17 protein-coding genes are annotated in these 20,322 nt (G+C 40.7%); 5 read left to right on the forward strand and 12 right to left on the reverse strand.

Annotation, left to right across the window (positions count from 1 at the left end; all coding sequences use genetic code 11):
* Positions 1-4: 4 nt before the first annotated feature.
* Positions 5-1,870, reverse strand: coding sequence for a DNA helicase RecQ (recQ, locus tag ACP8HI_RS16720; protein WP_438347332.1), 1,866 nt, complete (start codon positions 1,868-1,870; stop codon positions 5-7).
* 193 nt (positions 1,871-2,063) lie between these two features.
* Between recQ and ACP8HI_RS16725 the strand changes: the two genes are divergently transcribed.
* Positions 2,064-3,032 carry an RluA family pseudouridine synthase gene (locus ACP8HI_RS16725; protein WP_438347333.1) on the forward strand — a complete coding sequence of 323 codons (969 nt, stop codon included), beginning with the start codon at positions 2,064-2,066 and terminating at the stop codon, positions 3,030-3,032.
* Positions 3,033-3,118: 86 nt separating this feature from the next.
* Complete coding sequence (locus ACP8HI_RS16730) at positions 3,119-3,304, forward strand: hypothetical protein (protein ID WP_438347334.1); 186 nt, start codon at positions 3,119-3,121, stop codon at positions 3,302-3,304.
* A gap of 134 nt (positions 3,305-3,438) precedes the next feature.
* Here ACP8HI_RS16730 and ACP8HI_RS16735 read toward each other — a convergent pair whose 3' ends face one another.
* From ACP8HI_RS16735 to ACP8HI_RS16745, 3 genes are all read right to left on the reverse strand, one after another.
* Entirely contained in the window at positions 3,439-3,759 is a 321-nt protein-coding gene (locus tag ACP8HI_RS16735; protein ID WP_438347335.1) for a rhodanese-like domain-containing protein, read from the reverse strand.
* Between the two features lie 127 nt (positions 3,760-3,886).
* Positions 3,887-5,203 carry a 2-oxoglutarate dehydrogenase complex dihydrolipoyllysine-residue succinyltransferase gene (gene odhB / locus ACP8HI_RS16740; protein WP_438347336.1) on the reverse strand — a complete coding sequence of 439 codons (1,317 nt, stop codon included), beginning with the start codon at positions 5,201-5,203 and terminating at the stop codon, positions 3,887-3,889.
* Positions 5,204-5,233: 30 nt separating this feature from the next.
* Positions 5,234-8,089 carry a 2-oxoglutarate dehydrogenase E1 component gene (locus ACP8HI_RS16745; protein ID WP_438347337.1) on the reverse strand — a complete coding sequence of 952 codons (2,856 nt, stop codon included), beginning with the start codon at positions 8,087-8,089 and terminating at the stop codon, positions 5,234-5,236.
* A gap of 249 nt (positions 8,090-8,338) precedes the next feature.
* On the opposite strand from ACP8HI_RS16745, the gene ACP8HI_RS16750 reads away from it, so the two are divergent.
* On the forward strand, positions 8,339-9,106 hold the full coding sequence (locus ACP8HI_RS16750; RefSeq protein ID WP_438347338.1) for a YwaF family protein: 768 nt from the start codon (positions 8,339-8,341) through the stop codon (positions 9,104-9,106).
* Between the two features lie 82 nt (positions 9,107-9,188).
* On the opposite strand, the gene ACP8HI_RS16755 is transcribed toward ACP8HI_RS16750, so the two are convergent.
* From ACP8HI_RS16755 to ACP8HI_RS16770, 4 genes are all read right to left on the reverse strand, one after another.
* Positions 9,189-10,175 (reverse strand): glycoside hydrolase family 43 protein, encoded by a 987-nt coding sequence (locus tag ACP8HI_RS16755; protein ID WP_438347339.1) that lies wholly within the window; start codon positions 10,173-10,175, stop codon positions 9,189-9,191.
* 72 nt (positions 10,176-10,247) lie between these two features.
* Entirely contained in the window at positions 10,248-11,090 is an 843-nt protein-coding gene (locus ACP8HI_RS16760; RefSeq protein WP_438351869.1) for a carbohydrate ABC transporter permease, read from the reverse strand.
* A gap of 29 nt (positions 11,091-11,119) precedes the next feature.
* Entirely contained in the window at positions 11,120-12,010 is an 891-nt protein-coding gene (locus ACP8HI_RS16765) for a carbohydrate ABC transporter permease (RefSeq protein ID WP_438347340.1), read from the reverse strand.
* 110 nt (positions 12,011-12,120) lie between these two features.
* Positions 12,121-13,503: an ABC transporter substrate-binding protein gene (locus ACP8HI_RS16770; RefSeq protein WP_438347341.1), complete on the reverse strand. Its 1,383-nt coding sequence runs from the start codon at positions 13,501-13,503 to the stop codon at positions 12,121-12,123.
* Between the two features lie 430 nt (positions 13,504-13,933).
* Here ACP8HI_RS16770 and ACP8HI_RS16775 point away from each other — a divergent pair, with 430 nt between their 5' ends.
* A complete protein-coding gene (locus ACP8HI_RS16775; RefSeq protein WP_438347342.1) occupies positions 13,934-14,869 on the forward strand; it encodes an ArsR/SmtB family transcription factor in 936 nt (311 codons plus the stop codon).
* 119 nt (positions 14,870-14,988) lie between these two features.
* Here ACP8HI_RS16775 and ACP8HI_RS16780 read toward each other — a convergent pair whose 3' ends face one another.
* The 3 genes from ACP8HI_RS16780 to ACP8HI_RS16790 all read right to left on the reverse strand — a co-directional run bounded on the left by ACP8HI_RS16780 (position 14,989) and on the right by ACP8HI_RS16790 (position 18,280).
* Positions 14,989-16,584, reverse strand: coding sequence for a copper amine oxidase N-terminal domain-containing protein (locus ACP8HI_RS16780; RefSeq protein WP_438347343.1), 1,596 nt, complete (start codon positions 16,582-16,584; stop codon positions 14,989-14,991).
* Between the two features lie 321 nt (positions 16,585-16,905).
* Positions 16,906-17,421 carry an N-acetyltransferase family protein gene (locus tag ACP8HI_RS16785; protein ID WP_438347344.1) on the reverse strand — a complete coding sequence of 172 codons (516 nt, stop codon included), beginning with the start codon at positions 17,419-17,421 and terminating at the stop codon, positions 16,906-16,908.
* Positions 17,422-17,431: 10 nt separating this feature from the next.
* Positions 17,432-18,280 carry an SDR family oxidoreductase gene (locus tag ACP8HI_RS16790; protein ID WP_438347345.1) on the reverse strand — a complete coding sequence of 283 codons (849 nt, stop codon included), beginning with the start codon at positions 18,278-18,280 and terminating at the stop codon, positions 17,432-17,434.
* Between the two features lie 189 nt (positions 18,281-18,469).
* Between ACP8HI_RS16790 and ACP8HI_RS16795 the strand changes: the two genes are divergently transcribed.
* On the forward strand, positions 18,470-19,558 hold the full coding sequence (locus ACP8HI_RS16795; RefSeq protein ID WP_438347346.1) for a M24 family metallopeptidase: 1,089 nt from the start codon (positions 18,470-18,472) through the stop codon (positions 19,556-19,558).
* Positions 19,559-19,634: 76 nt separating this feature from the next.
* Here the strand turns inward: ACP8HI_RS16795 and ACP8HI_RS16800 are convergent, their stop codons facing one another.
* Positions 19,635-20,321 carry a queuosine precursor transporter gene (locus ACP8HI_RS16800; RefSeq protein ID WP_438347347.1) on the reverse strand — a complete coding sequence of 229 codons (687 nt, stop codon included), beginning with the start codon at positions 20,319-20,321 and terminating at the stop codon, positions 19,635-19,637.
* Between the last annotated feature and the right edge of the window lies 1 nt (position 20,322).

Here is a 20,322-nt window from a genome sequence, read left to right on the forward strand (position 1 = left end):
TCATTTATTCGTAATCATCTATGATTCCGTCCTGACTCTGGTTTTGAAAGAAATCTAGGAACGGCTTACCATATTTACGGAATTTCACTTCTCCGACACCTTTAATCTTCAGTATCTCTGACTCTGTCTGTGGACATACCACACTCATCTCACGTAATGTTGCATCATTAAATATGATGTAGGACGGAACACGCTCCTTACCCGCGAGTTCACGACGAACGAGACGTAATTGTTCGAACACCGTCTCATTAACAGCCGATGGCGAATCATCCCTACCTCTAGTCCTGCTATAGCCTCCTGCTGCTGTTCCACTCGTCCGCGTGGGACGGGCTACTCGCTGCATGACCTGTCGTTGCCCTTTGAGAACTTCTGCGGCTAAAGCTTGTAGCTTCAACACTGGATATTGTCCTTCAGAGAGGGAGAGGTATCCGTCCGAAGCCATCACGTTAATGACTTCCGAGATGTCCTTCTCCGTCCTATTGGACATCGTCCCATAGGTCGGCAATCCTTCAAAACCGTACTGCAACACTTTTTTATTCCGAGACCCTTTGAGCACAGATGCTACCATAGATACACCGAATCGTTCACGCATACGGTGTATGCAAGAGAATATCTTCTGAGCATCTACCGTCATATCGACTAGCTCCCTCTCATCCGTACAAGAGCTACAAGTCCCGCAGGGCTTGTCTTCATGAATCTCACCGAAATAATCTAACATCGCATTACGTAAACAGCGGTTGGTATAACAGTAATCTAGCATCTGCTGCAACTTGCGATAATCATTATGTTTGCGTTCATCATCCATCTGATTCTGCTCAATCAGAAACTTTTGAGTCATGATATCCTGCCCATTGAACAAAAGGATACACTGACTCGGTTCTCCATCACGCCCTGCGCGACCAGCTTCCTGTACATAGGCTTCCATATTCTTCGGCATACTGTAATGGATAACATAACGAACGTTAGATTTATCAATACCCATTCCAAATGCATTGGTCGCAACGATCACTCGAAGATCATCATATAAGAAACCTTCCTGACTAGCTGCTCGATCTGCATCACTCATCCCTGCATGATACCGACCTACAGCAATGCCAGCGCTTTGAAGACGCTCAGATAGTAGATCTACATCTTTCCGCGTCGCTGCATAGATTATGCCTGTTTCATGGGCATGCTCAAGCGTATAAGCCATCACAAACTCACGTTTGTTCTCACCACGTAGTACGGACATAGCCAGATTATCCCGTCCCAGACCAGTAACAAATACTTGTGGCTCCTTAAGACGTAACAATTTCACAATATCATCCATGACTTCCGGAGTAGCTGTTGCGGTGAATGCAGCTACGATTGGCCGTTGTGACAACCCCTCTACAAATGGGGCAACAGACAAATAGCTTGTGCGGAAATCATGTCCCCATTGAGAAACACAGTGTGCTTCATCTACTGCTACACAGGAAATGGGGAGATAAGACATTTCTTCTCGAAACCAATCTAACTCTAAGCGCTCGGGAGCCACATACAATAGCTTAAGTTCCCCCTGCGCAGCAGCTCGGATTCGTTCATTCACTTCTTTTCCACTAAGCGTACTGTTAATAAAAGCTGCAGAGATACCTGCTGTTGTCAGCGCATCCACCTGGTCCTTCATTAAAGAGATCAGCGGTGATACGACTATCGTGAGCCCCGGAAGCATCAATGCTGGAATTTGATAACAGATGGACTTCCCTCCACCTGTCGGCATAACGCCCAATGTATCTCGGCTATCTAATAGACTTGATACGATATTTCTTTGACCTTCACGAAAATCTGGATAGCCATAATATTTCTGCAGATAATCCTGCGCTCGGTCCAATGTCATTGGTTCCATTCTCATCACGATGAACTCCTTACTATTTTGCTTGGTCTTTCAATACCGAACAAGCTATTTTCCTAGTTATACAAGTTTACTGGGCTTTGATGGATTGAGCAACCTAAGTTGAGGAATATGACTTTCTCTTTCATGGCATTACACCATTACTCATGGTATTATTGGACAGTAAACCACATGAGGATGGAGAATTCATGATATGAAGAATAAACAACGTTCTGGCCAAGGCCAACAACAATCTTATAATAAATCTAAACCCAATGCATCACATCACGACAAACAAACTCCTAACAAGCATTACACAGTGAATGAAAGCTCCGAACTATTGGCATTCTTGCTGAATACGCTAACGAATATCGGACGAAACTCTGTTAAATCAATGCTTGCACGGGGACAAATCTTCGTAAATGGACGTGCGGAAACTGCTTATAATTTCCCCCTTCAACCGGGTCATACCGTGATTGTCTCTAAGGATAAGATCGAAGAAGAGATTCCACTTATTGGGCTCCGTATTATGTATGAAGATGAGGATATTATTGTTGTGTACAAGGAAGCAGGCTTACTGTCTGTTGCATCCTCGAAAGAAACTGAGCTGACTGCTTATCGTCAAATTACCGCACATGTTCGAGAAAAGAATCCAATTAATCGTATTTTTGTCGTCCATCGTCTTGATCGCGATACGTCAGGTGTCATGATGTTCGCCAAGAATGAGGAAGTGAAGCTGAAGCTTCAAGATTCGTGGCAGGATATGGTCAAGGAGCGTACTTACATTGCATTGGTTGAAGGTAAGATTAAGAAGCCCACAGGAACGATTACATCATGGCTCAAGGAAAGTAGTACATTAAGAATGTACTCCAGCCCTTATGCTAATGACGGTCAGTTGGCCATTACAAATTATACAACCATTCAGACCAACAGCTACTTCTCCCTACTAGAGGTGAATCTCGAAACAGGACGAAAGAATCAAATTCGTGTCCACATGCAGGATCTCGGTCATCCCGTCGCAGGCGACAAGAAATATGGGGCTAAGACGAAAACGATCGGAAGAATGGGGCTTCACGCACAAGTACTAGCTTTTGAGCATCCAACGAAAGGTGAAGTGATGACTTTCAAAACAGAGATTCCCAAAACCTTCCTTCATCCTTTCCGAGCCACTCCCACTAAATAAATTTGTTTATGAGAAACATTATCAATTAGATTAGAGATATGGTACACTAATGTTCGAATCCACTTGGACGAAAAGGAGTCGAACACATGAACACTGTATCTGTGCAACATCTCTCTTTGCAAATTGATGACTATTTAGACCTATTGAATCTCGCAAAAAGAGTAGAAGATCTTAAATGGCAAAAAGAAATTATTCGCAAACTCGAAAGAATGAATAATTCTACCTCTTTCCCTGAGGTATACCATTTCGAGCGCAATCATATTAACCATTAAATAGAGGCTTCATGCTTTTAAAATATGCCGATTCACAATTCCAATCCATAAAAGGGGAGCATGCCGTTTGTATAGGCGTGCTCCCTTTTTATAATGATTGATATTTACAACGAATGCGAATAAACACCTTATACTTACTGGTCGTATGTGACTGGTCCGTCCCACTCCAACATCCCGCCTGACATATTTATCACCTTATATCCTAGTCCTGTGAGATATTCGCAAGCTCTAGTGCTGCGACCTCCGCTTCGACATACTATAAGCGTTACTTGATTAGGATCCAGCTCTGTATGACGTTCTGGTAACGTCCCTAGAGCGATATGTCTTGCTTGTGGGATATGCCCTGATTCCCATTCATCATCTTCGCGAACATCAATAATTTCAAACTTTTCACCTTCATTTAGCTTTTCCTGAACTTCTTCAACATCCCATTCTTGGAAGGGTAGTTTATTCATGTTTTTCACTCCCATTAACTCTTGATGAATTACTGTATATTACCTTTATCATGGTAACACAATTTGTTCTCATTCCAAAAGAGGCAGACCATGATTGGCCTGCCTCTTCTGCTTAAAGAGCTTGCTATTATCCTTCGAGCAATAATGATTCAGGATCCTCAAGCAATTCCTTCACTGCAACTAAGAATCGTACAGCTTCGCTACCATCCACGATCCGATGATCATAAGAAAGTGCGATATACATCATTGGCCGATTTTCCATTGTATCCTTATCAATAGCGATCGGACGTAGCTGGATTTTGTGCATCCCCAGAATACCTACCTGAGGTGTATTAAGAATCGGGGTAGATAACAATGATCCGAATACCCCTCCATTTGTAATCGTGAAGGTACCCCCTTGAAGCTCTGAAATACTTAATTTATTACTACGTGCCTTGCCTGCCAATTCACCGATTTGTCTTTCAATCTCCGCAAATCCTAAACGGTCGGCATCACGTACGACAGGAACTACCAATCCTTCTTTGGCTGAAACAGCAATTCCGATATCATAGTATTTCTTAACGAGAATGTCTTCTCCATCAATTTCGGCATTCAGAAGAGGATATGCTTTCAACGCACCTACAACCGCCTTTGTAAAGAATGACATAAATCCAAGATTCACATCATGCTTCTCTTGAAAAGCCTGCTTACGACGCTTGCGAATATCAAGAATTGCAGTCATATCTACTTCATTGAATGTCGTCAGCATCGCAGCTGTTCTTTGCGCTTCCACTAGGCGTTTGGCAATCGTAACGCGACGGCGGGACATCCGTTCACGCACCATCGGTTTGGAACTTGCAACCACAAATTCCTGTGCTGAAGGAACTGGTGCGGCCTGTGCCAACGGATTCGCTCCACCAGTACCACCTTGTCCATCTCCAGAACGCTTCACCTGATCATTGGCAACTTCTGAATGATTACGAACATTTTCCTGATAAATACGACCCTTCGTATCTCTGTCCTGTACTTGTTCAAGTTCAATGCCACGTTCACGTGCTAACTTCCGAGCTGAAGGTGATGCGGCTAGGAATGATGCACTCTCATTCGCTTGATGTGGTTCTGCTGGTTTACCAGCAACGATAGCAGAAGGTTTCTCTTCTGCTACTACCTTCTTCTCATCGATGGGCACAGATTTCTCAGAAGCAACCTCTGCAGCAACACCAGCTTCTCCACCTGATTGAATCCGCCCAATAACTTCTCCAATTTGAACAGTATCTCCATTTTGTCGAAGTATCTTCTCTATAACTCCGTCTATTTCAGCACTCATCTCTAAATTAACTTTATCCGTCTCAAGCTCCAGAAGGACATCACCTAGCTTAACAGCTTCTCCTTCTTTCACATGCCATTTATAGATCGTTCCCTCGGTAATAGATTCTCCCATTGCAGGTACAATAATATTATTCAAATCTTCTACCTCCTCTTATAAATATGATAGTTAATTATTCTGTGATTGGTTTAAACGGAGTGCCAATGAAATAATCTGTTGTTGTTCAAATAAATGAACTTTCTGATAACCACTAGCCGTACTAGAACGCTCCGGACGACCGTTATAAGCAACCGAAATCCCATTAGGTGCGATAGCACGGATACGTGGTTCAATATAACGCCACGCGCCCATGTTTTGCGGTTCTTCCTGTACCCATACGATCTCTTGCAGTTTCGTTAAGCGATCTAACACATTCTTGATCTCTTGCTCTGGGAATGGATACAACTGCTCTACACGTACAATGTGTAACCATCCAGGACGCTTATCTGTTTCATTATCTAAAGCCTCTTCCATTTCAACTGCAATTTTCCCCGTGCACAGAATTAAGCGTTCCACATTCTCTGGTATTTCTCCTAAGCCACTTTGCTCTAGAATCCGATTAAAGGTTCCCTCAGTGAAATCTTGACTAGGTGACGTTACTCTAGGATTCCGAATCAGACTCTTCGGAGACATCATAACAAGTGGTCTTGCTTCCTCTGTATTCGCTATGCTAGCTTGGCGACGTAACAAATGGAAATACTGAGCAGCAGTAGTCAAGTTCGCAACGATCCAGTTATCGTCTCCTGCAAGTTGGAGGAACCGCTCAAGCCTTGCGCTGGAGTGTTCTGGTCCTTGCCCTTCATATCCATGAGGCAGTAACATAACTAAGCTAGATTTCTGTGTCCATTTAGAACGACCAGCCGAGATGAACTGATCCATGATCACTTGGGCACAGTTAGAGAAATCACCGTATTGCGCTTCCCAAATCACAAGCGTCTCAGGTGAGAATACGTTGTAACCATACTCAAAGCCTAGTACCGAAGCTTCAGATAATGGGCTATTATGAATTGCGAAGGATGCCTTCGCTTGTGGTAATTCATGTATAGGGCAGAAAGTAGCTCCAGAATCAGGATCATGTAATACGAGATTACGATGGGCAAATGTCGCACGTTCCGCATCCTGTCCACTAATTCGAATAGGCGTACCATCTGCAATAATCGTTGCAAAAGCTAACGTCTCGGCAAGCCCCCAATCTACCTTTTCTCCTTCATTCAAAGAGTTCTCACGGCGTTCGAGTATACGCTGTAATTTAGGATAGACCTTAAATCCTTCAGGACGCTTCAATAACCCTGCATTAATCTCCTGCAGTTTATCTAATGGTACTGCAGTGGAAGCTATCTTCGCTGCATCTGGCACCATGACCGCGATAGTCCGACTCGTAGCATTCTGCACATCATCACGTTTCATTTGCTCGTAAGCTTCCTTCAAACGGTTTAAGACACTTTCCTTGAGCTGCTCTGCCTGTTCTTCCAAAATCAAGCCCTTTTTGGATAATTCAGAACGGTATAGAACGCTAACTCGTTCATGATTTTTCACTTTTTGATATATTAAAGGTTGCGTTGTTTCTGGGTCATCTGTTTCATTATGTCCATAGCGACGATAACCGATAAGATCAATCAGGAAATCCTTCTTAAACTTATTACGATACTCACTCGCCATACGAACAGCCGCAATACACGCTTCAGGATCATCCGCGTTCACATGAACAATTGGAATTTCATATCCTTTAGCCAAATCACTAGCATAATGAGTAGAGCGCGAATCCTTGCTCTCTGTTGTAAACCCTAAATTATTATTCACTATAATATGAATAGTTCCACCGTTCTGATAACCTGGTAACTTCGTAAAGTTCAATGTTTCTGCAACAATTCCTTCTCCAGGAAAAGCAGCATCACCATGAATGAGTATCGTTGCCGCTTTATTCACATCTTGTCGAGGATATCCAGGTTGGGTGCGATCTTCCTGAGCTGCCCGTGAATAGCCCTCTACAACTGGATTCACAAACTCCAAGTGACTCGGGTTGTTTGCTAATGTGATTCTAGCTTCCAGCTGACTTCCTTCTTTCAATAGGCGATTAGCTCCCAAGTGATATTTAACATCACCTGTCCATCCATAGCTAATTCCTGAAGATCCCTCTGATGGAATCAACTTTTTATTTGGAGAATGGTGGAATTCGGAGAAAATATTCTGATATGGTTTGCCTAGTACATGGGCGAGTACGTTCAATCTCCCACGATGTGCCATCCCCATCAAGATATGCTCCGTACCGTTATCTACCATAGATATCATCATGGCATCAAGCATAGGAACGAGCACATCATTTCCTTCAATAGAGAAACGCTTTTGTCCAACAAATGTACGATGAAGGAACTCTTCAAATTGCTCTACTTGAAGTAACCGTCTTAAGAGAGCTGTCCGCTCTTCTAAGCTTAATTCCACTCGCGGAGATTCTGCTTGGCGGTTTAGCCAGACCCGTTCATCTTCCTCATGAATATGACTGAATTCATAAGCAATCGTTCCTGTATAAATTTCACGCAACTTCACAATAGCATCCCAACCATTAGGTACGCTCTCAGGTGCATGATGCCATATTAAGGAAGATGGAAACGCTTTTAAATCTTCCTTTGACAAATTGTACCTTTCTGATTCAAGCAAGCTTGTATCAGAAGCAGGTCGAAGCCCTAAAGGATCAATATCTGCTGCTAGATGTCCATAGGCACGGATATTCCATACTAACTTCCCAGCATCTACACCCTTTTTCAGCAGGTTGCGATCCCAAGAAATTCGTTCTGAAGGTGCTTGCGGACTACTAACTTCATCAGCAATTATAGGAGGTGCTCCCCACAAACTAAATAAATGTTGAAAGGTCTCATCGACAGATTCAGGGTTTCTCAAAAATTGATCGTACTGTTCCTGTACATAACCAAGATTGGGACCATAATAAGTTTGCCATGGATCATTTGTGTGTTGCTTATTCATTATCATTGTCGGATATACCTCCGTTTTGAACTATGATAGTTGCTTGGTGAAGCGTAAATTTCATAAATCATTAATATATCTAGTATAGCCCTTTAAACACAATAGCTGAAATAGTCTTTTCATATTGTTATCATCTAATAAACAGATCAATCAAATAAAGAGTACTCTGGTTTTCTTTCAATATTTGCTATACTCATCATTATCACCGACTACATTATTATTATTCCTTGTAAACTTGAAAGGAGACGTTCAATAATGTCCTCATTTTTCAGCTCTGATAATACACATACTTTCCATGCATACACCACAGCACATCTAATCCAGCTCAGCATTCTGATCGCCTTATCTCTATTATTGTTCACGTTCAGAACTTCTATTAAAAGAGAGCCTTCCATCAAAAAGATGATTCGTTATTTGATCGCTGGAATCTTGATCGCTTCAGAAGTCGCACTAAATATCTGGTACGTCGCACAAGGAATATGGAATCCTCGAACAAGCTTACCTCTTGAATTATGTAGTATTACTTTGTTATTAGCTATAATCATGCTTTTTACTAGAAGCCGTTTATTGTACTCCATTGTTTTTTTTGCTGGAATTACAGGAGCGCTACAAGCTGTACTTACACCAAGCCTAGATTTTACATACCCGCATTTTCGTTTTCTACAATTTTTCGCAGCCCATTTCGCTATTATTCTCTCAGCATTATATATGACCTGGATTGAGGAATACAAACCCACTTGGAAGTCGATTGGAACCGCCATGATTTCCTTAAATATTCTCGCTATTATAGTTGGATTTATCAATTACATCATAGGTTCTAATTACATGTTTCTTATGCACAAACCAGCCACCGCATCTATTCTTGATATTTTGGGCCCGCATCCTTATTATCTATTATCAGAGCAAGGAGTCGCGCTTCTTTTCTTCACCTTGCTACATCTACTGTTCTTCGTATTACCTGATCGGTGGAAGCGACGATCGATAAGGAGAAGAAGAAGGATGAAAGCCAATTCACAAATATAATAAAGGTAGTTCAAAAAGTACTGTATTATAAAAATAGAGCCGTGAACTTTCATCCGTTCATCGGCTCTATTCATTGACCGTCTTAACGTTTAGGAATAGATAGTGTTACTTTATCATCCTTTAATGGTTCTCCGAAATTCGGTGTCCCATCCATGTTCCAATTTATTATTTGAGCCCGAGTATGACGATTTGGATCGTATAAAGGATCTCCTACAATTTCTTTATAGTTACGAGCGTGATAGACAAATATATCTTGTTTGCCATCTGCCGAGACAGTAAAGCTATTATGCCCTGGTCCGTATTGTCCCGCCTGCTCATTGGTTTGAAATACCGGTTGCTTCGACTTGATCCATGAAGCTGGATCAAGTAGATTCGCATCATCCTCTGCCGTAAGAAGCCCCATACAGTAATTATGGTCTGTAGCGCTAGCTGAATAACTCATGAATATCCGACCATTCCTTTTCAGAACAGCTGCCCCTTCATTCACCTTAAACCCAATCACTTCCCACGAATATTCAGGCGTGCTAATCATCACTTGTTCACCACAAAGTGTCCATGGATTACTCATCTCAGATATATAAAGATTGGAATTACCCGCGATTGCTAAATCTTTCTGAGCCCACACATAATATAGTTTTCCCTTATGTTCAAATGTCGTAGCATCGAGTGCGAAGCTTTCCCATTTCGTCCGAACCTGCCCCTTTTCTTTCCATGTTCCTTCGAGAGGATTAACAGATTCATTCTCTAATACATACATCCGGTGATCGAACAAACCTTCTTTCGTTTCATTGGTGTGTGCAGCAGCAAAGTAAATATACCACTTACTATTAATATAATGAAGCTCAGGAGCCCAAATATTAGCGCTTAATATTCCAGTATCATGCTTGCGCCAAGCAACCACTTTCTCAGCACTTTCCAAGTCCCCAATGAACTTGGCTCGACGAAGCTCTATACGATCGTACTCAGGAACCGAAGCCGTGAAATAATAGTATTTATCAGTATGCCTATATACCCAAGGATCGGCACGTTGCTCCACAATCGGATTATTTATGCGTCCACTCTTCTCCATGTCTTTCTCTCCTTCTATTTACATCAATCATTTTGTGTTTTCCTAATCCTCTTCATCCAAGGGTTCTCTTCCTTACCCTTTCACCCCCGAAATGGCCACTGATTCAATAATTTGTTTTTGAAACACTAAGAATGTAATTAGCATCGGCAACAAGGCAATAATAGAGGCTGCCATAATAAGTGGATAGTCCGTCTGTATCGCATAAGTAGCGTTAAAATTCGCGATAACAAGTTGCAATGTCTGTTTCTCTGGTGAGTTCAAATAAATGATAGGCGCCAAATAATCATTCCAGATACCCATAAACCATAATATAAGCTGTGCAGCTATGGCAGGTTTAATCAATGGAAAGGTAATGGAGCTGTAAAGGCGGAAATAAGAGCTACCATCAATTTTAGCTGCCTCAATAATGGCATTAGGTATACTGCTCAAATATTGACGCAGGAAGAAGATCATCACGATATTCCCGAACAATCCTGGCACAATCAATGGCAATAAAGTATCTATCCAACCCAGCTGAGAAAACAAGAAGAACTGTGGAATCATAACTGCTGGATAAGGAATCATTAATGATGAAAGCATAAGCAAGAATATTTTATTTCTTCCTGGAAATCTCAGCTTAGAAAAAGCAAAAGCGGCTAAACTCGAGGTGAACGTCCCGACTATTGTTACCGATATCGCAATAATCAAGCTGTTCTTAATCCCGCTAAGCAATGGACCTGCTTCCCAAATCTCCTTATATTTGCTCCATACGAACGGATTAGGTATCCATTCTGGAGGCAAAGCAAATACTCCCTCTTTACCCTTAAGCGATGTTGACAACATCCATAACAGTGGGCCGATCATGAACACCGCACCAATTAATAGCAAAATAAATACAATGGTATTTGTAATTCTAGTTCTCTTCGAATGGGACATCTTATTCATAGTTTGCTCTCCCCCTCATATCAATCGACATCGAACGATGACTTCTCGTTCATTCTGAATTGGATAAGAGTCACGACAAATATGAAGCCTCCGAGTACTACTGCCATTGTAGAAGCATAGCCCATTTGGAAGCTAGAGAAAGCCTTCTGCCAAATGTAGAACACCACAGAAGCCGAAGCATATTCTGGCCCCCCCGTTGGGGTCATAATGTTCATCTCGGTAAAAATTTGCGATCCTCCGATAATATTAGTAACAACGATAAAGAAGGTCACTGGACGTACCATAGGCCAAGTAATATGCCAGAATGATTGAAATCCATTAGCCCCATCTAGTTCGGCCGCTTCGTAGTAGGATCTCGAAACACTTTGCAACGCAGCCAAGTATAGTAGCATCGTATACCCGAGGCCTTTCCAAATCGCCATAATCATCAAGGCCGGCTTAACTGTATACTTATTGGCCATCCAGTTAGGACCTTCTATACCGAACAGATCAAGAAATTGATTGACCAATCCATAGTCCCCGTTATAGGCCCAGTTCCACATAATAGAAACGGCTGCCAGTGAGGATATAACTGGAACGTAATAGATGACACGAAAGGTTGTTGTACCGAGAATACCTCGGTTCAATCCAAGCGCTAATAATAAAGCCAGCGTGATTCCGATTGGAATTCCAAGCATCATGAATAGTGTGTTAAATGTTGCTTTATGGAACAATTCATCGGTGAAGAGATCCTTAAAGTTGCTCAGACCGATAAAGTTCATCTGACCCAATCCATCCCAGTCTGTCATTGAACCGTAGATCGAATACATCATAGGATATAGTGTGAAAATCATTAACCCTAACAAAGGAGGAAGTATAAACAAGAAGCCGTATATTTTCTCTTTGCGATATAGTTTGGATTTAGTCTTCATTACATTCACCTCACATTCACCTCAAGTTCTGATTTCAGAATGAAAATGATGTTAGTTGAGAAAATCCACAACTAACATCATCTTACATCTGGTTTTAAAAGAAACTTATGTTATTTATTTTTGGATTTTTCTTCTTGTTCAATTGCTTTATCTAATAACTTTTGCATTTTTGGCTGTTCAGTCTTCACGTATTCAGCAGCTGTAACTTTGCCGTCGATCACAGGTTGAACATCTGTGAAGAACAGGTTGTACCATTCAGCGTTGTATGTGTAATGACCAGGTAATACTCTTCCATATTCATTTACGATTTGTAGAAATTCTTCTTTGTTGGCTGGTTTAGTAGTCGTATCTGCAGCCCACTCAGTAGCCATATCAATTAGGTTAGGAATTTGAACTTTAGCTTTCACAAGCGCTTCCATACCTTCTTTCGATGCTGTCAAGTAGTTGATCAATTCAACAGCTTCTGCTGGATGCGCCGATTTAGCAGATGCGCCGATACCCAGGGAACCCGTCCATGATGCTGATTTACCTGTTGAACCAGCAGGGTAAGGAATCAAGTCATATGTGAAAGGCAGTGTTTCATAAGTGCTCATATCCCAAGGACCTACAGGGAAGAAAGCCATTTCGCCTTTCATCCAGCGCTGGTAAGTATCCAACGTTTGTGCTTGTTCAGTTGAAGGTGTAATTTTATGCACGTTTTGCATATCTGCGAAAAATTGTAGCGCTTCTACAAATTTCGGATCATCGATGGTTACTTTTGTTTTAGTAGCATCGATCCAATCCGCTCCGTTACTCCATACAAAGGATTGTAGAGCCCAGTTCACGTTGAAACCGGTAGCATATTGATCAGATTTACCATCGCCATCCTTATCAATTGTCAGTTGTTTGGAAACCTTGATGAATTCATCCCAAGTGTAAGGAACATCTTTGTCAGGTAGAGGAATACCTGCTGCTTCAAACATATCTTTGTTATATCCAAGTGCGAATGGTCCTACGTCTTTAGGCATACCATACAAGTTACCTTGTCCTGCCATTGTACCGTCATAACGATACAAATCGACACCGTATTTCCAAATGTTATCTAGGTTAATATTTTCATTACCTTCAACATAACTTGTAAGATCCAGTAACACGCCGCTGTTCACATAAGCCTTCAAGTCTCCGGATTCAAAGTAGAATACGTCCGGCACACTTTTCCCAGTAATGGATGCTTTTAGCTTCGTTGCGTATTGGTCAGCTGCTGTAACTATAATCTTAACCTTAACGTTTGGATGATCAGCCTCAAATTTCTCAATTACTTTCTTATAGGCCGCTTGCTCATCCGTTCCACCTCTGTACATGAATGTTAGTTCTATCTTCTTATCACTAGGTTTAGCACTAGTAGTTTTATCAACAGTACTATTCTTTTCGTTTGTACCTCCACAGCCCGCAAGCACAGTAGCAAATACCAAAATGAGTGTCATTACGATAAATAGACTTTTTTTCTTAATCACTTTAACCCCTCCATAAATTTAATAAGAAAGAAATCTTCCGAAATTGATTGGAAGCGCATACATAATTGATAATTATTTAATTACGTATATTATCAATTCTCACCCTCAATCTTCAGTAACGACTGATATTCCAATGTACTTGAAATATCTTGGGACTCATCATCCTCTCTTTGCGTGTGGAGTAGTTAATATTAACATTAATCAATAACATCTTTATTTCTAAAAATAATTTACCAAATAAAAACGAATTAGTCAACATAAATATGAACTGATTTATACTTATGTTGAATGATCGATAATAATTACCTTTAAGTCTTAATCACTTTAGAATATACTGAAATTATAGATCCCTGTCCCAGAATACGCAATAACTATAAATCAATTTAGATTTACCTAAAATAAATAATTTAAAAGGAAGGAATTCACTCATATGATTTATATTAAAAATCTCATGTCTGGCATTAATATTTTCAAAGCGTTAGGTTCAGAAGTTCGTATACAAATACTTGAGTTACTAGCTAACAACCAAAGCCTTAACCTTAATGAAATAGCAAGTAAACTCAATCTTAGTAGTGGTGCTATTACGATGCATATCAAGAAGCTAGAAGATAGTGGTCTAATTGAGATCAATACCTCCGTTGGCAAGCATGGGCTACAGAAAATTTGCTATCTAAATAAAGATAAGCTGATGGTGGATTTAAGAAATAAAGAGGTCGCCAATCTGTATGAGGTCGATATAAAGATAGGTCATTACAGCAACTATCATGTCGTTCCTACATGCGGGCTCGCTACAAAAGATAGCATTATCGGAGACTTTGATGAGCCTAGGTATTTCGCTGATCCACAGCGTGTTGATTCTGAAATCATCTGGTTATCCGAAGGTTTTCTAGAATATCGTATTCCCAACTACTTAAAACCAAATCAATCATTCAGTGAAATTCAATTCTCAATGGAACTTAGCTCTGAGGCTCCAGGATATTGTGATAATTATCCGTCTGATATTTACTTCTATGTTAATGGTATTGAAATTGGATGTTGGACCAGCCCCGGAGATTTCGGTGAAATCAGAGGAACATTTAATCCTGACTGGTGGCCTCCCCATTTGAATCAATATGGTATGCTTAAATTGATACGTATTAATAATGATGGCAGTTACATCGATGGTTGTCGGATTTCAAACGTTACACTTAAAAATATTCAACTCGACTACAAGAGCGATATCCTTTTCCGTATCGCTGTCACTGATAATCCTACCAATAAACGAGGACTAACCATCTACGGTAAATCCTTCGGTAATTATGCTCAGGACTTGCTCTCACGCGTACTTTACACAGTCCATGAGGATGATAGTCCCACCTTAAGTTAAGGAATACATTCACTGAGTAAATCCGTGCAGGAGATAGTGACTATGCTAGACGCTCCAAATAAAAAGGTTGAGCAGAATGATCCTGCTCAACCTTTTTATTATATTTCCCTAGCCATTCATTATTTACGTTCAATAATGATTGACTTCGTATAATTATCCCACTCGACCGTAGCACCTAACGCATCGGATATGAATCGAAGTGGCACATAATATGTTCCTTCATAGTTCATGAAAGGCTCAGCAAGCTTCACCTTTTTACCGTCCACAAGTGCTTGGTTGGAACCATTCTTAAGAACAATAGTTGAACCTGTCAGATCATCAATAACTGTAGCTTGCTTCAACGTATTATCCCATTTCATTTCAGCATCCAACTGTTCAGCAACATGTCGAAGTGGTACCATCGTCGTTCTATTCACTTCGATAGGAAGAGAATAATCATAGTACCAACCATACTCTTCATCCACAAGCGTTTCTAGAATAACATACTTACTCGTAATACTCATATCTTCTTTCAAGAAACGATACGCCTCAGATTGACCTTCGAAATTACGTAGAAGGGTTCCAGGAGTAATCTGATCCACAGCTAATATATCTAGCTCCAAAGCGCCTTGAGTCGTGTCTACTTTATTTATAGTAACAGGCTTATTCACATTCCAGATTTCACTTTTAGAATGAATCTTAATTTGCTTCACTGGAATTCCTTCCATGATCGGAAGCTGAACGATAAGATCTACATTTTGCTTACGTATCTGTAGCTTGTTATCAAACATAATATCCATTGACAGCACTGTATCTTTACTAAACACTTCATTCAATAATGGTTCTTCTTCGAAAAGATCCTTTATATCTCTATCATAGTCCACCAGTATATCATTCAATACCTTTTGCAATTGATTAGTCAAATAAATAACGGTGGCTTCTTTATCTTGGATAACACTTTCCCATGAATCAAAAGATGATACTTTATCCTCAAAGTATTCTTCTTCTAAATATTCCTCGCTATACATGTTTAATCCAGATTCATAAATAGGATAATACACATCATATAACGTACTAATTAATTCTTTGACCCCTTCTTTATCCTTAGATACACCCGTTAGGAAGGATTTAGCGAGACCAACCAATTCATCTCCACGAACATCCACATGAAGCTTCTTGAGACTTAATTCCTCACCATACACGGTATCTGTTACGGTTGACAAGGATATCGATTCTGGATTAGGCGCATTCTTGAAGAAGAACTTACCTACATCTGTTATCAATTTAAGGGATTGTTCAGTAGATGGTTGAAGACTAGCTAAATCTACGCCATACGCTGAGTTCAATGTATCGAGAGGGATAGAGACCGGCTTTTTAGCTCCTTGGACCCAAATAATCATCTCTTTCTTATCCACGGATACATGGAACGGCACCTTTTTTCCATCCAAGCTCAATGATCCTTCTACAGATGCAGTTGATGCATCCTGCATTTTAACATGGTCAATACTTAATGAAAATGAGTTCAGTAGATCAATCATTTTCTTATCTTCTTCACTGGCCTGCCCGAGTGCAGGTACAATTTCAAGTGAAAAGGTTTGTTTCGATTCTGAAGATTTGACCGCAAAGCTATCTACCATACTTTTGTTAATATCCAATCCCCCAACAGATTGACATCCAGATAATATTACAAGCATGGATGCCAGTACTGAAGCTATTAACCATTTGATACGTTTCATTTCTTGCCTCCTCAGTAAATTTAAATTACACTTATTTACCAAGTATGCCAGTGGGCGATTATTCTGTAAAGAGAAATTTCTCCTACATTATACCTATTATAAATACGAGTTCAAAAAGTCAGGTTTTCAGCACTAAAATGTCTGCTTACGATGTTGCGTTTTTTCAAAACGCTTCAGAAGATTGAATGAAGCAAGGGAGTGAGTGAGGAGCTACACGTTTTCGTAGAAAACGACTTCGGAAGCATATGCTAGGGCCGGTTGAATTCAATCTTCGATGTCGAATACGCCTCTTACTATACTTCGTGATCAAAAGATGACTTTTTAAACTTCCTTTATGATCTTTAGTCCAACAATAACTAGATCTCGATCCACATTATCCATTTCGGCAACTCCCGGCAGATAACCCCATTGCTTGAATCCATACCTTGTTAGAAGCTTTAAACTTCCTTCATTATGTCCGAATACAAAGCCAACCAGGTTAGTAACCCCAAGCCTTGGACATTCTTCAATAGCTTTCTCTATTAGGATACTTCCGACTCCGGCACCACGGTAATCTTCTGATACGTAAATACTAATCTCCGCCGTCGCATCATAAGCCGCCCTTCCGTAGAAGGATTGAAAGCTCATCCAAGCGATGACATTGCCTGCCGATTTCATAACCCATAGCGGTCTGTGGTGATCATTGTGTTCAAGAAACCACGGGCTTCTGCTCTCTACGCTCACTGGTTCTAAATCTGCTGTAACCACCCTACCTGCAACCGTTGAGTTATAGATGTCTACAATGGATGGTAAATCTTCAATTTTTGCATAATCAATAACGTAATCCTGTAAGTTCATTCCTATTTCCTCACTTCATATATAGTTCGACTTGCTCTTCACTCCAACGCCATAGATGCTCGGCATCCTGCTTATTATTAGCACGTACTGAAAGGTTCTTCACTTCTTGACGATAGAAGTATTCCCCGCTTACTCCCGTAATTTCAGATGATGTTGCTAGATATATAGCTGATTGAGCTCCTTCTTTCGGAGTCAGAAAAAAAGGACGTAACAAGGCGTACACACGTTTACCAAATCCCGTCTTACGGTCAATGCCAAGATTAGTCATGACCGCACCAGGATGCAAGCAATTGGCTGTCACTCGAGAATCCTTTAACCTTTCAGCTAATTGCTTAGTAAACAGAATGTTCGCCAGTTTAGATTGTGCATATCCTTTGACAACATGATATCTTTTCTTTAAAGCTGGATCATCGAAATGGATCTTCCCAACCTTGTAAGCTCCAGAAGAGACATTCACAATTCGACCTTGTTCGGCATTCTTAAGTTTATCTATCAACAAATTTGTGAGTAGGAAATGTCCCAAATGATTAATACCCATATGTATTTCAAAACCATGTTGCGTGTATTCATGCTTCAAAGAGACCACACCCGCGTTGTTAATGAGTACATCCAAAACATCAAACTTCTTTTTGAAGTCCACGACTAACTTACGAATACTATCCAAATCACCTAGATCCCCAAGCATCCATTCGATACGCTCTGACCCACTCTGTCTTACAGCCTCTTCATGAGCTAATCTAGCTCGTTCTTCATTCCGGCAGACCATGATGACATGAGCCCCTCTTTGGGCTAATTCAATGGATGTAGCAAGCCCCATTCCTGAATTAGCTCCGGTCACCATGACGACTTTATTTCGCATGCACCATCATCCTCCTATCTAATAGGTAATAGTATAATCAATACCTTAGGTTCTTTACATACTAATTTTACACTACAAACTATCCATATAGCTCTACTCTCTTTCTCATTTATGAGTAGATGTTTATAATACAATTAGATATACACGCTTTTCCACCTTGATATGGCAACACGAAAGGATGACAATACAATGAATGAAAGATTGATTGAATTAGATACTGCAATGCATCAGCAAGGATTGGATGCCTCAATTATTACAGATCCTAAGCATATTTACTATTTGACAGGCTTTGCTAGCGATCCGCATGAACGGTTCTTGGGATTAGTACTTATGCGCGGAGAGGAACCTGTATTAATCGTACCCGCCCTTGATGCCGAAGCCGCTCATGCTACATCCTCTGTTCAGAGAATTATTACGCACGCTGATACAGATCATCCATATACACTACTTAAGAAACAACTTCGAGCGAGTATTCACTCCCTCGGCATTGAGAAGGACCAGCTAACCGTCTCTCGCTTTGAGCTCCTTCAAGAATCCATTGGTGCACAGTCATACCATGATATTGGTCCTATACTCCAAAGCATGCGAGTAAAGAAGACACCCGAAGAAATCGTCCGAATGAAACATGCCATTAACCTTATTGAAGAGGTTCTCCGTCAAAGCCTGACTCGAGTTCAGGTCGGTGTAACTGAAATAGAGTTAGTCGCTGAGATTGAATATTTGATGAAGAAGCTTGGCGCAGACGGTCCCTCTTTTGATACGATGGTGCTTTCTGGACCTAACACGGCTCTTCCTCATGGAATACCTGGGCAACGAAAAATTCAAAATGGTGACTTATTAATGTTCGATATGGGCGTATTTGCGAATGGCTATGCTTCTGACATTACGCGCACATTTGCAATTGGAGACATTAGTAAGGAACTTACTAATATTTATAATGCAGTTCTTGGCGCCAATCTACAAGGTATTCAATCCATTCGCCCAGGAGTAACATTAGCATCTGTAGACCAAAGCGCTCGTAGTGTTATTGAACTTGCAGGATATGGTCCCCAGTTCATGCATCGACTTGGACATGGACTAGGAATGGATGTTCATGAGTATCCATCCGTGCATGCAAACAATATGGATCTGGTTCAGGTTGGTATGGTATTTACCGTAGAGCCAGGAGTCTATGTTCCCGGTTTGGGTGGAGTACGAATTGAGGATGATATTGTCGTAACCGACGATGGAGTAGATGTATTAACTTCTTTCCCTAAAGAGCTAACTATAATCGGTTAATAACCACAAGAACCTGACGGAGAAACTACCGTCAGGTTCTTTGTTATAGAAGTGTATCGGTCGAAATTCCTCCATTTTAATCTTCATCTTTAAATTTAAAAGAACGAGCTATATACAGAAATGGCGTTCCGGCAGCTATGAGTACAAATTTAATAATATAGGTGGTGAAGAGAATTTCCAGCCACACTTCCCAACTATATTTCGGTATGGAGAAAGCAATAGAGCAGAATATCAATGTATCTACAAAAGAACTGATCATCGCACTTCCGTTGTTACGAATCCAGAACTGTTCAGGTTTGGGATAAAACTTGCGAATCCAACTGTATAGCCTTACATCAAGAAATTGGCTTACGAAGTATGCTGTAAGACTTCCTAGTGCCAATCTTGGCATGAGTCCGAAGATAGCCTCCAGTGGAGCTTGAGCAAAATCTCCCTCTTGCGGAGTAAAGATGAGTGCCATTTGCATAATAACCGTCGTCATCAACAGGGTGAAGAAACCGAACCACACTGCCTTTCGTGCCTCTCCATGACCATACTTTTCATTTAAAAGGTCACTAGTCATATATAAACTTATATACATCGTGTTGCCCAGAGTCATAACAATTCCGAACATATCGATAGTTTTAGTAACTTGAATGTTGGCAATTACCGTAGCTACACCAATCCAAGCATAAAGTCCCTTTTTGCCAAAAAGGCGATAGCATAGTAAAAAAAGTGAAAAATTTACAACAACATAAAAAATACCCCAGCCTAAATTAAACATG

The sequence above is a fragment of the Paenibacillus sp. FA6 genome (genome assembly GCF_051550225.1).
Taxonomy (GTDB): domain Bacteria; phylum Bacillota; class Bacilli; order Paenibacillales; family Paenibacillaceae; genus Paenibacillus_AQ.